Annotated in this window: 9 protein-coding genes; 4 read left to right on the top strand and 5 right to left on the bottom strand. The window is 58.5% G+C overall.

Features of this window, described 5'->3' with window-relative positions:
* The first annotated feature begins 170 nt into the window (after positions 1-170).
* Positions 171-1931 carry a PT domain-containing protein gene (locus tag A9Q02_RS25090; RefSeq protein WP_281256923.1) on the top strand — a complete coding sequence of 587 codons (1761 nt, stop codon included), beginning with the start codon at positions 171-173 and terminating at the stop codon, positions 1929-1931.
* A 184-nt stretch (positions 1932-2115) separates the two neighbouring features.
* On the opposite strand, the gene A9Q02_RS17980 is transcribed toward A9Q02_RS25090, so the two are convergent.
* The 5 genes from A9Q02_RS17980 to A9Q02_RS17960 form a co-directional block, all read right to left on the bottom strand.
* Complete coding sequence (locus A9Q02_RS17980) at positions 2116-3648, bottom strand: alpha/beta fold hydrolase (protein WP_097654463.1); 1533 nt, start codon at positions 3646-3648, stop codon at positions 2116-2118.
* Positions 3649-3707: 59 nt separating this feature from the next.
* The gene (locus A9Q02_RS17975) at positions 3708-4148 is read right to left on the bottom strand and encodes a hypothetical protein (RefSeq protein ID WP_097654462.1); all 441 of its coding nucleotides are present in this window, start codon (positions 4146-4148) and stop codon (positions 3708-3710) included.
* Between the two features lie 50 nt (positions 4149-4198).
* On the bottom strand, positions 4199-4735 hold the full coding sequence (locus A9Q02_RS17970) for a hypothetical protein (RefSeq protein WP_141509013.1): 537 nt from the start codon (positions 4733-4735) through the stop codon (positions 4199-4201).
* A gap of 321 nt (positions 4736-5056) precedes the next feature.
* Positions 5057-6109 (bottom strand): glycoside hydrolase family 5 protein, encoded by a 1053-nt coding sequence (locus A9Q02_RS17965; RefSeq protein ID WP_172451116.1) that lies wholly within the window; start codon positions 6107-6109, stop codon positions 5057-5059.
* A gap of 460 nt (positions 6110-6569) precedes the next feature.
* The gene (locus A9Q02_RS17960) at positions 6570-7424 is read right to left on the bottom strand and encodes a DUF1350 family protein (protein ID WP_097654459.1); all 855 of its coding nucleotides are present in this window, start codon (positions 7422-7424) and stop codon (positions 6570-6572) included.
* Positions 7425-7648: 224 nt separating this feature from the next.
* Between A9Q02_RS17960 and A9Q02_RS17955 the strand changes: the two genes are divergently transcribed.
* The 3 genes from A9Q02_RS17955 (at position 7649) to A9Q02_RS17945 (ending at position 15003) form a co-directional block, all read left to right on the top strand.
* Positions 7649-8113 (top strand): LuxR family transcriptional regulator, encoded by a 465-nt coding sequence (locus tag A9Q02_RS17955; protein ID WP_172451114.1) that lies wholly within the window; start codon positions 7649-7651, stop codon positions 8111-8113.
* 104 nt (positions 8114-8217) lie between these two features.
* The gene (locus A9Q02_RS17950) at positions 8218-12183 is read left to right on the top strand and encodes a carboxypeptidase regulatory-like domain-containing protein (protein WP_097654457.1); all 3966 of its coding nucleotides are present in this window, start codon (positions 8218-8220) and stop codon (positions 12181-12183) included.
* A 171-nt stretch (positions 12184-12354) separates the two neighbouring features.
* Positions 12355-15003, top strand: coding sequence for a discoidin domain-containing protein (locus A9Q02_RS17945; protein ID WP_097654456.1), 2649 nt, complete (start codon positions 12355-12357; stop codon positions 15001-15003).
* The last annotated feature ends 194 nt before the right edge of the window (positions 15004-15197 follow it).

The following is a 15197-nucleotide window of genomic DNA, read 5'->3' as shown; positions in this document are numbered from 1 at the left end:
CTTGGGTTTAGGGCTCTTGCGGGCGAAGGACTGGTAATACGCTCGTAATTGCCGCGTGCTACCCTGCATACATTACAGGATCGTCATATTTGACGGATGAACAAGCCTGATCTATTGTCTCTCGATGACAAAAACGTCATTTGTGATTTTTGAAACGAGGAGGTACACATATGTTGAGCCGTAGCCCTTCGGGTGCAACCCGTACTGTCATGCTCGGCCTATCATATTGCATGATGCTTGTGCTGCTGATTGTGAGCCTGAGCCCAGGCGTGAGTCCTGTTACAGGTACAGCCCGTGCTGCTGCTGCTTGTCCAGCTGATCAGAGCCATCTGGTTCCCTGGCGTGATGGGCACTGGTTTTTGGCGGGAATGAATGTGCCCTGGCTTGATGGGGGCTTCGGCGCTGATTTTGGCACGGTGGAGGAGTGGTGGCAGCACACGTACACGACCGAGAGTGCCGATCAGATGTTTGCTGCCTTGAAAGCACGGGGGGTCAACAGTGTGCGCTGGTGGGTCTTTGCTGATGGCCGTGGTGCCCCTGAGATTGCCAATGGCATGACGACCGGGTTTGATGCCAATACGCTCCCGAGCATGGCCGATGCGATCAAACTTGCCGCCAAACATGACATCTATATTGTCTTTACGCTCTGGTCATTCGATATGTTGGCCCGCCCCAATGGCATCATCCAGAATCAGCGTGACCTGGTGGTTGATACAACCAAACGCCAGGCCTTCATTGACAACGCCGTTATCCCGATGCTGCGCTACCCGATCGCTGGCACTTCTTATACCATTGGGACGCATCCCAATGTGATCACCTGGGAGATCATCAATGAGCCCGAGTGGGGTATTCGGGAGTCGGGGTCGATCCACTGGAATATTGACAACCCAGTGTCGCTTGCTGAGATGCAGCGATTTATTGCCGAAGTGACGGGGGCGATCCGGCGCAACTCGAACCAGTTGATCACGGTTGGTGCCGCAGCGATGAAGTGGAATAGCGATACTATTCCGGGGGCCGAGGGTAACTGGTACAGTGATGCTGCGTTGACTCGCTATGATGCTGAGGGCTATCTGGATTATTATCAGATCCATTATTACCCCTGGGCCAATGGTGATAATAACTGGACTTTCTCGCCGATGCGGTTGGGTTGGCAGGAAGCTGGCTTTGATAAGCCGGTGGTTATTGGTGAGTTTCCCGCCAATGCCGATGGTTCGGGGATGACGCCACTGCAATTGCTTGAGTCGATCTACGCCAACTGCTATGCTGGGGCGATGGGTTGGACCTATGAAGGCGTTGATGGCAGTGGTTCATGGCAAGACATTGCTGCGCCGATGGGGACATTCACAGCGGCGCGTGCCAGTACGATCCGTATCACCCCACCTTCGCCGGGTGGCACACCAACGCCGACCGCGCAACCGACCGTACAGCCAACCGCACAGCCGACCGCGCAACCGACCACGCAGCCGACCGCACAGCCAACCGCACAGCCGACCGCGCAGCCAACCGCGCAGCCGACTAGCACCCCTGAGCCTGGCATAACCCTGACGCTCAACTATCCTGATGGTGCTCCTGACAGCTACTTTCTGCTGACCGGCACGTCATTCCCGGTGGGGCACACGATACGGCTGCAGATCAACGGTGAGTTGCTCAGCGAGACGATCATCGTTGGTGACGAGGGCCGGTTCCGCGTCTTGCTCAAAACCGTGGCTGATGCGCTACCAGGCTCCTATATTGTCACGGTGACCAGTGTTGCCACCCCGACGAGTCTCGTACAGACCGAAGTGCTAGCCCAGGTGGTGTATCTGCTGGGGCTTGATGATCCGCTACGTGAACGTCCTCGGCGTGTTTCAGCCACGATAGTGGAGGTTCCGCTAGAGGTCGAACCCTACGTGCTGACGCCTATGGTTTATTTGCCCTTTGTGAGACGTTAGCAGCGGTGGTATGACGGTGAGTCCGAAGCACCGCTCCCATGGCCGTGCATGCACGGCCATGGGAGCGGTGCTTGTTTGCCAGACCAGGCGGATGAGGAGGAGAGTCAGGAACGCGGCTAACACGCTCAGGTAAAGCCAGCGAATATACTTGCGTCGGTGGCCGCCTTTCGCTCTCGCTCGCACTTTATTGGCGCATGTGGGGCGGATATGTTTCCGGCAGAACCGTCCCCGTCAGAATGTCGCGCAGCGCCTCGAACTGCTCAAAGGCGACGGAATGCCCGGCATTGGCAAAGGTGTAGAGCTGCTTGCTGGGGGCGTCTAGCAAGGCAAACCACTCCAGAGCCAGATCGCGCCGCGCCGGTAGTTCGGCCGCGCCATCCAGGATGTAGACCGGCACGTCCAGCCGGGGCACGTCCTGGCGGAAATCAAGGTGTTGAATCTGCGGGTAGAGGATGCTGAACATATCAATCAGGCCGCGCAGCACGTTGACCTTCTCCACAAAGTTGTATTCGCTGCCGAAGATGCCGTAAGGCCCCAAGTTGGCGGACGTGCCCCGTTCGATATAGGCGCGGGGGGGCGTGTAGGGGGTTTCGAGGCGGGGGTAATTGTTCATGACAATGGCGTTGGGATAGGGTACATCGGCGTAGGGCGGTTCGCCAAAGGCCACCATCTGGTCGCGCAGGGCGGTGTCGCCGGTGCGCTCGGCCAGGGCGAGTACGTCGCGGTAAAGCTGGCGATCGGTCTCACGCTGGCTGACCATCTGGCCGCTGCCAATCCAGGCGTGGTAGAGGTCGGGCCGTTGCTGCGCGGCCAGGACGCCCAACGTCGTACCCCAGGATTCGCCCATCAGGTAGATTTTCTCTTCGTCGAAGCGCTGGCGCAGGTAGTTGGTCAGTTCGATGGTGTCGGCGATGGCCTGATCGAGCGTCAGGTCGCTGGTGGGGTCGAGGGCGGCGTAGGATTTACCCGCGCCGCGTTGGTCCCAACCGACGACGATGAAATCTTGGGCCAAGTCGGCCAGCAGGACGCGGGAGTAGGCCAGGTCGCTCTGCCCTGGCCCGCCGCTGAGGTAGAGCAGCACGGGGAGGTCGGGGCTGCGGCCGTGGAGCATGATGGCTTGCTCTTGCCCGCCCAGGCGGACTTTAGTCAACTCGGCGATACTGCCGGGGATGGGGTTCCCCTCGGCGTCCAGCACTGGCGGGGTGCGGGCGGGGATGGCGTTGAAGACGGCCAGGGCGGCGACGAACAAGGCCAGGAACAGGAGCAGCGGCTGCCGCCAGGGCGTTTGCCCGGCTGCCCAGGCCAGGCCGAGGCCGATGCCTAACCACATGGCCGGGAAGGCGACCAATCCATGAAAGCCGCGCCCGACGATGAGGGCGAGGATGCCGAAAGGATTGTCCAGGCGCAAGGCGTCTACGGTGGGGCCGACGATGTTGAGGCGGGTCAGTTCGATGGTGATGATGTAGATGAGGGGCAGCAGGAGGTAGGCCCAACGGCTGCGCAGCGCCAGCCCGCCGACCAACCCGATTATCAGGCTGCTGAGGAGGACGATCCAGAGGTGAAGGGCCGTTACCGGCCCACGCGGCATGTATAACGCCGTCAGAAACCCACTGAAACTGGTGAGGGCGAGGCTGGCAACGGCCGTTGTCAACCGCTGCTTTGTAATGTCAGGCTCATCTGTGAGCGCGTGCGAGAGAGCTGGTTTGTGAGAAGTCATGACAAAACTCCTTGAGAAGAATTTAAGCCAAAGGGATAAAGGGACGTAAGCGACAAAGGTTAGTTGGTTGGTTGGGCGCGGTGGGAGATGGTGACGTGGCCGGCGCTTTGGGCGGCGGTCAGTCGTAGTTGGTAAGCGCCGGGCGGCAGGGTTTCTTCCCAGTCGCCGCCGCCATCCTGGTTGGTGCGGTAATTTTCGGCGTGGAGGACGGTGTAGGGCTCGCCGTTTTCCGCTTGCAGGCGGAGGGTAAAGCGGGGCGTGTCCAGGTTGGGCAGGGAGAGGCGGAGGTGGGTAACGGCCGTTTCCCCCACCAGCAACTCGCCCACCACTGCGTCGGCAAAGGGGCCGTCACTTAAATCCACTTCGGCCAGGAGTTGGTAGCCTGCGGGAACGGCCGTTGCTCGCCCCTCTCCCTGCCGCGTCGCTACCAGCACCGCGACAAACAGCATCAGAACCACAGCGATTACAACCGAAACATTTCTGTTATTTTGAGACATCATGTACCTCCTGCGATTGATGATTGACGATTGGTGCGATCTCCCACATTTTTCTAGCGGATTGAGCTGAGAAAACTCTCCACCGCCGCCTCATCCCACTGGCTGACCGGCTCCAGTAGGGTGAGCAGCGTGGGGCCTTCTTTGCCCTGGAAAACAGCCGTTACCTGTCGCACGCGCTCATTGTCCCACTTCGCCCCTTCGCTGAGGATCAGGGTGACGGGTTGGTCGCGGATGGAAAACGGCCGTTGTTCCACTACCGTCATCCGGCTGTCATCGGCGCGGTAGCCGGGAACCAGATTCGCCAGCGTCTCTTCCAGCGTGGTCATCATCGTGTCGTCGGTTCCTTCTCCGGCCTGCACCAGATAGAGGTGACCGCCGTTGTCGCCGCTGTTGTAGGCTACCACGGTGTAGCCGATGGCGTGCAGGCCAAATTCTGGCTCGTAACCGGATGGGGGAGAGAAGTCGGCAATGAGAACGGCCGTCTCCCCCACAATCTGCGCCGTGTCCGTGCTATTGCCGTTGGGGCGGGAACAGCCTGCCAACAGCAGCAAAATAATGCTTAACAAAAGAAATTTACTCAGATATGTCATGGTGTCCTCCAGGTAATTGTTTATGAACATGTTCACAGTCTAACCTGAAGGTTGGCGCGAGTCGCCTATCCAAAGATAGGTTGGGTGGGTAGGCTGATTGGATTGGGCTTGCGCCCATGCCTTTTCTCCTCCGATAAAAGATAAGGCATGGTCCAATCAGGCTGAATGCTCCTTTACAAATGTTGGATTTAACATGGAGGGCACGGAGGAGTCACGGAGATTTTGGAGGAAAGTAAGCAGCTTCTCCATGAATTCTCCGTATTCCTCCGTGTAAAAATTTGTAAAGGACAGCCTGATGCGAATAAACCATGCCAAAGATAGTTACTGTCCAGATAGCCTTTGCAGGACAAATTCACCAAAAGGGGTTGCCTGCTCGAAGTCTGACGCAAACATAGCTGGCTTCCATTCGTCATCATACCAACAGGCCACCCAGCCGATTCCACGCTGATCGAGGTATTCCATAAGCGGCTCGCCATAGGAACTTCGGCGGCCAACCAGGTAAGGCTGTTTGCCGTCCGGATCAGATTCCATCCAGCCCCATTCCGTCATCACCACTGGATACTTTTCAGCAACAGCCCCGAACCAGCGCTCCCAAGAATAACGGCCGTGCGCCGGGTAAATGTGCGCGGCATAGGCGATATTTTCACCCTTGATCGGTTCTTCCAACACCCAGGACAGGTTACGGGAATACTCGATGCCCCCGACGATAATCAACTGGTCTGCGCCCGTGGAGCGGATCGCATCCACCAGAGCCTGGGCGTTTGTCCGCCAGTCCGAAGCGGAGATGTCTGCCGGTTCGTTGAAGATCTCGAAGATGACGTGCGGGGTATCCTTGAAGTAGGAAGCCGTCTGCAACCAGAACTCAAGAGCGAAATCCTCGCTTGGAATTTTGATGTCGGGCATTTGTACCCCGCGATCCGTCCCGATATCTCCGATGAAATGCAGGTCAATGATGGTGTAGACGCCGTTCTCGCCGTTCCACTGAACAGCCGGATCGAGGTAACGCCACAAATAATCGGGATCGCGTTCCCATCGTTCGGGGTGGACAGGGAGACGAATGACATTGGCGCCCGAATCGGCCATCCTATCGAAGAAGAGGCGGTCAAATTTCCCCTTGCGTCTCAGCACCGCCGGGTCGGCAGGCATAAGCCCGCGCAGCGTCACGACCTGTCGGTTCACGTCAATCAGTTTGTTGCCTTCGGCGCGGAGTTGGCTTGGGTACGCGCTGGTATCCGCAGCGAAAGCGGGCTTGTGTTCCAACGGCAGGTTGATCGAAAGATTTCCGTAGCGCGGCGCGATCAGGATCAGCGCGGTGCAAATCACAGAAAGCGATAGGATGATTGCAATAAAGATTTTTCTTTTTGACTTTTTCATAAGATACTCCTTCGCCCAGGGTTTGCCCGAGAGTTCATCAAGGTATTCTGGGCCTTCCCTGGCGGGCTTTCCGCCTTCCAAAAAACGCACGAGCAACGGACTGGCAAGCGAGAGATTGGTACAACTGGCCGCAGACGTGCTGCAGATCAACCGGCGGGACAGAGGTGGACACACCATCATTCATAGGGGGATCCTTTCAGGTCAGACCTTCATGATCGCACGCCCCCCACACCGCGCCACGGGCGCGGTATGCTGCCGCTACGGCTGAGGACGGTGTTCAGGAGGCACGTTGGGCGCGGGGTAACCGAGGAACTGCCAATGCAGGATCCGGCTCTTTGCCCTTGATCCCGACAGCAACGCAACCGCACGCTGACCCCCGGTCAGGGATGGGCGTAAGCCATTGGACGTACGAAAATAGCCAGCAAAGCTGGCTATTTTCGTACAGCCAAGGCATGCATGTTTAGCGCCTACGTGGCGCACGGTCGCGGCGACGCCCGAGTTCAGCCAGAAATTCTAGCGCTGTCTGCTCGATCGCCCGTGGCACCGATTTGCTCCCAAGCAGACTTGCCGACCGCAGGCTATAGACCATGTCACCATAACGGATGCCAACCGGTTCGAGGTGATCCCCAGCCAGTTCGCGGTGTAGCACCGGATACGACGTTCGTGCTTCTAGTGTCTGGAGGAACCAGGCCACATCGCTGACCTCGGGCGACTCGTGGGCGCGCCCGGCAATCGTATCCTGATCAAACGAGATGAGCGCCGTCAACCCAAAGAGATCATCCTGCTCAATCAAGCGTTGCGTCTCGGCCCGGGAAGGCCGCACGCCGAGGCCAAGCTGATCCAGCAAGCGGGGCACAACTGGTAGAAACGGCACTGCATCCCTGGTATCGGACATATCCGGGGCCAGCAAGAGGGACGGCTCATCAAGAATACCAGTACGGGTTGCCGACGCCAGGCTCATCCCTGGCAAGACAAACTTGCCTGTGGCGCTATCGGTGAACGCTTCAAGCAGGGCCAGATATTTACAACCCACGCTATGCCCCACCCAGGCCTGTGGGAGTTCGGCTAACAGGGGGAGCCGCTCACGCAGCGTATCACGCTCAACCAGAAGCTGTTCGGCAATCAGATCGTGCCGAAACCCGAACTGAAACGGCACCACCATCAGGCTATACCCCGCCTCGAACAGACTCTCCAGAAAATGGGCATACGCCGTCGTTGGCAACTGTCCAAAAAACTGCCCCCCATAAAACGTAATCACCCCGATCGGGCGCGGGTGCAAGGCGACAAAACTCCTTGAAACGCGTTGGTAACGCATGCATGCTCCTTTGCTGTCGTCACACCAGGGTCTTCGCGATCTGAGACACCTACGATGCCGGTAAGTATACCATCTGCGCCTTTGCGCCTTTGCGTCAAATTATCAGAAAACCTCGTTGCCAGACGAACAATGTGTGCCTCCATTGCAAAAACAAGAGTCTTTTGCCCCTCTCTGGTACAGATGAGATGTAGATCGTTCTCTCTCCAGAAATGAGGAGCAAAGCGATGCCAACGATCAACCGTCCCCTCCTTACCCCACGTGAACATGACGTAATGCGTCTCGTTCTTTGTGGTCACAACGACGGCCAGATTGCGGCCCAGCTCTATCTTGGCCTTCACACCGTCACCACATATATTCAGCTTGCCGGTCACAAACTTGACGCGGCGAACCGCACCGTTGCCGCGCTCAAGTATGACCTGCATTATGGCCCGCCACTCACCGCATGCACCCCTTGCGCGACCCCACTGAGCCCGCGTGAGCAAAAGGTGATCGAAATGGTTGCCAGCGGTGCAAGTGATCGCGTGATTGCCGCCCATCTGCACCTCTCACTTTCCACTGTGCGCCAACACCTGCTCAGCCTGCGCCAGAAACTTGGTGCCCCCAACCGCATTGCAGCGGCGGTTGAGTACTATCGCCAGGTAAGACTTTTGTCTTATATGAAAATGACAGGTGGTACGTCGCGGCATTGAACCCTAGCATGTCATGGGATAGTGTGTCGAGAGAAAGCAGTGGCTTTGCTTGTCCGCTTGCTTGATGATTGATTGCTCTCGCATCATTGTAGGAAGGCTTTGCTATGAATCGCCCATCCTTGCTCGCGAGAATGATGAGCCTGATGATCTTCTCCATAGTTGCTCTGCTGTTGGCTTCCCTTAACCTGAGCCACACAACGGTAGGTGCAGCTGTCTCTTCGTCTTCGTATGAACCGTTGCCTGCTGTTTCAGCGCAGTTTGAGACTCGCCCAGCTTTGTCTGAGCCTACATTCGCAACATTTCGTGCGACCGTGCCGATGACGCCAACAACCACGCTGACAGAGCCTCCGCTTCAGGTTGAACGCACCCAAGTGTGGTTGCCTTTGATCCAGCGTGCGCCAAGTGAGCGTACTGCTATCTGGCAGGCACTCGTCAATACGCAACAGGGCTATCGCCTTTGGTATCCTTCAACCGGGAAGGCGACGCTCTATCAACCTGAGGGAGTGCTGCACATCTTGGTTGATCATGCTACTAGCCCGTTGGTAGTGCAAATGTTTGCGAATCCGGATCAGCTTTCTCTGGAAGAATGGTTAGACTCACCATCCAACCATCGCTCTGCAGCTACTGCTGCAGCCTGTCAACATCTGGTGGTTAATCAGCAGGATGCGTGTGCGTATCGCTTGTTTGCTGGAGATCATTGGAATACCCATCTGTTGCTTACGTACGCTACGGATGTCTATGAGTTCATTTATCCGTTAGGAGGTTCACAAGAAGGGGTTTTTGCGGACATCGTTGCCACTTTCATTCCTGGGCTTGCGCCAGATGCAACTGATCAAGGTTTTACTCTCATTGATCGTGAGGCTGCACCGCCAATGCTTGCTCAGGAAATCGCCCCTATCAGCGTGCCCTACTTCAATCAAGGTGATGCGCGGTGGGCTTCGCATCGACTGGGAACATGTAGTGTAACGATTGGGAGCCATGGATGTGCGATGACTTCTATGGCGATGCTCTTCAATTATTATCAGCCTTCGTTTACCGACCCTGCTGCACTGAATCAATGCCTGACAAATAAAGGAGGGTATCTGAATGGATGTCTGCTCTATTGGCGCAATCAGTGTATGCCTGCGGGGGTAACATACTCAGGATCTGGTGACATTGATACGGAGCTCCGCAACCGACGCCCGGTGATTGTAGGTGTCGATGGTGGAGCACACTGGGTTGTTGTGATCGGCAGGCGGAGTGATGGTCGATATACGATTAACAATCCCAGTTCATATTCAACCTCTACTCTTGGTCCTTCAGTCCTTGATCCTGGCAGAATATCGGATATTCGCCGTTACAATGGGACGGTTGCGCCACCCCCCGCAACCTACAGCGGCGAGTTTGTCAGCCAGACCTTCCAACCGCAGATGGTGGCCGGTAGCACCCAGCAGGTGCAGGTGCAATTGCGCAATACGGGAACTGGGGCCTGGGATGCCAATACCAAGATCACTGCGCTCCCGCGCGATCAGAACCATCCGCCGTTCTATGATCCCTCCTGGCTTGGGCCGAATCGCATCGCTAGCCCCGGGGTAGTGCAACCAGGGGCCATTGGCGTCTTTCAGTTTACCCTGCGTGCGCCGGCAACCCCCGGCTCGTATCGCATCGAGTTTGACTTCGTCCAGGAGGGCACCGCTTGGTTTCGTGCCCCAGCACAGGGGTCGGTCTTTTTCCCGATCACGGTCACAGCGGCGAGCGCGACGCTGCAAAATAACTCGTTTGAAGACCCCGCTGGCCCGGCTCCCTGGCAATGGTATGGCTCGTGCAATAGAACCACCTATGAGTCGGGCATCTATGGCGTGACGGCGTTTCATGGCACGCGCTTTCTCGCGACCAACCGGGGTGAGCAGCCTGAGTGTACGTCGTTCTACCAGGATATTCCCTATGTTCCCACCCCAGGCGCGACCTACACCTTTGCGCTCATGATCCACGCTCCACCCGGGACGACGCGCACCGGCACGCTCGCCCTCTGGGCGATGGGCGGCGAGCAATACAATGCCTACCGTACGTTCACGGTTAGTCAGCAGGGCTGGATGTGTCACGAGGTGAGTCTGACGATCCAGCAGAGCGGCCATACCGGGCTGCGCGCCGAGGTCTATTTTCCCAACGAGGCGATTGGCGTTGATACATTGTTTGACTATGCGCTGGTGCAAGAAGGAACCGCTTCCCTCTGCCCGGCGGTTAGAGTCAGCGGTCAGGTGACTGATGCGGAGGGCGCTGGCCTCGCCGGTGTGACGGTCAGCGATGGAACCCGGAATGCGACGACCAACGCCGAGGGGGCGTATACGCTGAACAACGTGCCACCGGGAACCTATACGCTGACCCCGACGAAGGATGGGTATCGCTTTGAGCCAGCAACACGCAATGTGACGGTCAATGGCAATGTGACCGGACAGAATTTTGCGGCCCGTCTGTTGACCTATACAATCAGCGGTCAGGTGACTGATGCGGAGGGCGCTGGCCTCGCCGGTGTGACGGTCAGCGATGGAACCCGGAATGCGACGACCAACGCCGAGGGCGCATATACCTTAAACGACGTGCCACCGGGAACCTATACGCTGACCCCGACGAAGGAGGGGTATCGCTTTGAGCCAGCGACACGCAATGTGACGGTCAACGCCAATGTGACCGGACAGGATTTTGCGGCCCGCGCCAATCCGGCAACCGGGGTGGTGATGGAACTCAAGCCTGCCGCAACGACGATGCCGGTGAGTGGCACAATAAACGTGGCGCTTGAGATTCGCACGGGTGACTATGACGTAGATGCCGCCGCTGCCTATCTGACCTTCGATCCCGAGGTGCTCGAAGTCACGCAGGTGGTTGCCGGTACCGCTTTCCCAATTAGCTTGCTCGAAAAACTGGACAATACGGCTGGCACGCTTGATCTCGCTCGTGGCATCATCACAGCACCGTGGCCGCAAGGAACCTTTACGCTGGCGACTGTGACTTTCCGTGCCAAACAGGTTGCCCCAGACGGAACCGCATTGACGTTAAGCCAGGTGGCTCCGCGCCAGAGCGATGTCACCTTTGAGGGGGCGTCGCTTCTAGAAGACGTCCGCCCCGCAACGATCACGGTCGTTGAAGGCGCACCCTTTACCGTCGCCGTCCAGCTTCAAGGACGCCCTCAGCCGCCGCATGCGCGTCTGCAGGTGCCGCTTGAAGTGGCCCTGCATGTGCCGACCGCGACCACGACTCTGTATCGTGCGCAGCACACGACCGATGATCGGGCGCAGTTCCAGCTTGCGGGTGTGGTGTCAGGTACCTATACCCTGCGCGTAAAGCATCCCCAGTCACTGCGCGTTGCACATACGCAGGCCTTTACCGATACGACCCAGGTGATCCAGGTGGGCTCGTTGCCGACAGGCGATGCAAATAATGACAATCGCATCACCGTGCTCGATTTTTCCCTGCTCGCCGGGACATTTGGGCGCATGAGCGGTGCGGATGGCTACGATGCACGGGCTGATTTCAATGGCGATGAGATGATTAGCGTCGTTGATTTCTCGTTACTGGTAAGCAATTTTGGCCAGTCGGGTGAGCCAGATGTGCTGAACGCCAGCCGCACGGGGTTGACTCAGGCCCCGCTGACGCTCGCGCAGGTAGGTCGCGATGTCAGGGCCGGTGAGGAGGTTACGTTGCAGGTGGCGGTTGAAGCGCCTTCTGGTGGACTTGATGGCATCGCGGCCTATTTCGACTTTGACCCGGCTGTCTTGGAGGTGGTCGATCTGGTGGTCGATCCGACCCTGGAAATGGAATTACAACGTGAGGTGCTTCCCACTGCGGGGCAGATCAATCTGGTGCGCGGGACGCTCAACGCAACACCGCCGACCGGGGTTGTTCCGCTGGCGACGATGACCTTCCGTGCGCGTCGTGATGCGCAGGGAACCCAGATCACGCTGGTGGATGATCTCGCCCTCCGTCAGAGCCTCGTGACCCTGCGTGGGCAAGCGCTCACGCCAGATGAAGCGCCGTGGCAGTTGACCCTGACTGGCGCAGGTGGACGGGTCTATTTGCCCCTGATCCGCCGGTAGTTCAATCACGTTTCATCCTGAGCCCTCACAGGTCTTCAAGACCTGTGAGAGCTCAGGAGCACGCACCCTGTTTCTTGCGGCATCACGAGCCCGCCATGTGGTACGAAAACATGGCCCTTCTGAAACCATATCATCTTGCCCAACCTTCCCTGTGCTACCAAGAGGTTTTCTATGGATCCAATCCGTCGTCTGTCATCCTTCCTCTGGTTCAGCTTGATCATGACCGCACTCTTGCTGGCGGGTCTGGCTTTGCCCCTCGTAAGCCTCCATGCTGAGTCATCAATCACGTTGCAACTCAATCCCTCCACCTTGACCCTTGCGCCAGGTGAAACAGCAACCGTGACTATTGAGGTCGAGGCCGGAGCCAGTTCGGTAGATGGGGTTGCGGCCTTCCTCAACTTTGATCCCTCTCGCGTGGCGCTTGAGTCATTGGAGGTGGGGACGGCCTTGCCGCTGGTTTTGCTAAACACAGTTGATCCCGTTGAAGGCACGGTTGATCTGGTTGTGGGAGCGCTCAATGCCCCCTTCCCCAGTGGGACATTTGCGGTCGCCACGTTTCAAGTGCGTGCGCTGGACGTTGAAGGCACGACCACGCTCGCCTTCGATCGCGGTGATACCTCCCCGCTCCGCCAGAGTGATCTTACCTGGGTTGGCACTTCAATCCTGGAAGCAATCAGGGATTTGACCCTGGAGATTGCCGAGGTTCCGACGCCGACGTTGACTGCAACGCTGACCCCGACGCCGACGTTGACTGCAACGCTGACCCCGACGCCGACGTTGACTGCGACGCCGACCAGTTCACCAACAACGACGTCAACGCAATTGCCAACTGCAACGCCGTTGCCCGAAGCTCAAATAATGTTACGCCTGACACCCTCAACGCTGACGCTTGCTGCTGGCTCAACGATGACTGTGACAATCGAGGTGGTGGCAGGGTCGCGCATGGTTGATGGGGTCGCGGCGTTCCTCGATTTTGATCCCAGCAAGGTTGCGCTTCTGAAGCTTGAACCAGGCTCGGCGCTGCCTGTCCGTCTCTTGAGTCAGGTGAATAATGCCGAAGGTACGCTGGATCTCGTTGTGGGTGCGCTACAGGCACCCTTCCCGAGTGGTACGTTTGTTGTGGGGACGTTTGTCTTGCAGGCTCTTCATGATGAGGCCACGACTGAGCTCACCTTTAATCTAGGTGAGCCATCACTCTTGCGGCAGAGTGAGATTACCTACGCCGGCACCTCGTTTCTTGAGAGCACCCGTGGCTTGATGGTTCAGATCACGTCAACTCCACTCCCCACGGCAACAACAACGGCGACGGCGAGCCCGACGGCGATGGCGAGCCCGACGGCAACCCCGAGCCCCACTCCGACCGCGAGCCTCACCGAGCTCGCCATCAGTCAGGTCGCCGTCTCGTCCACCTGGGCTGACTGGCGTGCGTCCTATCTCAATGACAATGCGCTGCATACCGTCTGGAGCAGTACCATCCATACCGAGCATCTCGTCGGGAGTGAGTGGGTCGCGGTGGTGTTGGCCCAACCGACCCAGGTTGATCGCGTGCGCTTCACTCCGCGTGCCGGCCCGGACGATCGCTCGCTGGGCTTCCCCAAGGACTTTGTGGTGCAGTATGCGGTAACGGATGCCAATCACACCTGTGACCCTCGCGACCCGCGCTTTCCCGACGTGAGCAACTGGCGGCCTCTGGTCACGCGGTTCGGCTATCCGCAACCGAGCAACCAACCCATCGACTTCACCTTTGCCCCGCGGACGCTCGGCTGTGTCCGGCTCTTCGGGGCCGAGCTTAGTCAAGATGACTATGGCAATCGCTTTCTCCAACTCGCCGACGTGACTGTCTTGGACGGCCAACGCGCGTTGGCCCTCCGCGAAGCGGCGGCCTCGTCGACCTGGGCCGATTGGAGTGTCGCCCACTTGCTTGATGGGAGCCCCCACACCGCCTGGAGCAGTGGTATCCATACCGAGCACCTGGCGAGTAGCGAGTGGGCCGCCGTGGTGTTGACGCAACCGAGTCAGGTTGACCGCGTGCGGCTCGTGCCTCGCGCAGGCCCTGATAATCTCTCGCTGGGTTTTCCCAAAGACTTCGTGCTGCAGTATGCGGTGACGGATGCCAATCACACGTGTGATCCCAGCGACCCGCGCTTTACCGACGTGGGCAACTGGCGGCCTCTGGTCACCCGCTTCGGCTATCCCCAACCGAGTAACCAACCCGTTGAATTCACCTTTGCCCCACGCATGCTCGGCTGTATCCGGCTGTTCGGGGCCGAGCTCAGTCAGGATGACTATGGCAATCGCTTTCTCCAACTCGCCGACGTGACCCTCTTTGACGGAGAACGCGCCCTCGCGCTGCGCGACGCCACCGCCTCGTCCACCTGGGCCGACTGGAGTCCCGGCCTGCTCCGTGATGGCAATCCCCAGACGGCCTGGAGCAGTGGCATCCATACCGAGCACTTGGCGAGTAGTGAGTGGGCGGCGGTGGTGCTGGCCCAACCGACCCAGGTTGACCTGGTACGCCTCAGCCCGCGGGCCGGCCCAGACGATCGCTCGCTGGGCTTTCCCCAAGACTTTGTGCTGCAGTATGCGTTGACGGATGCCACCCACACCTGTGATCCGCGCGACCCGCGTTTCACCGACGTGGGCAACTGGCGGCCCCTGGTCACGCGGTTCGGCTATCCCCAACCGAGCAACCAGCCGATCACCTTCGCCATTGCCCCGCGCACACTCGGCTGCGTCCGGCTCCTTGGCACCGAATTGAGTCAGGACGACTATGGCAACCGCTTTCTGCAACTCGCAGAAATTGACCTTCTTACCAGGTAACAGGCAAGCCTGGAAGCGAGGGCGTCTCGCTTCAAACAGGCCGTGCAGGTCGAATCCTTCTCCTGGGAGCGAGGGCGTCGCGCCCTCACTCCCAGGGGAAGGATTCGACCTATTTTTTAGGGCTACGTCAAAGTGGTAGGGACACCGATCAGGGCAAGTGCGGCCCCCACGGAAGCGGCGGTCGCGCGCACGGC

It is taken from the genome of Candidatus Chloroploca asiatica, assembly GCF_002532075.1.
Lineage (GTDB): Bacteria > Chloroflexota > Chloroflexia > Chloroflexales > Chloroflexaceae > Chloroploca > Chloroploca asiatica.
This window is presented reverse-complemented; position numbering and strand designations above follow the sequence as displayed.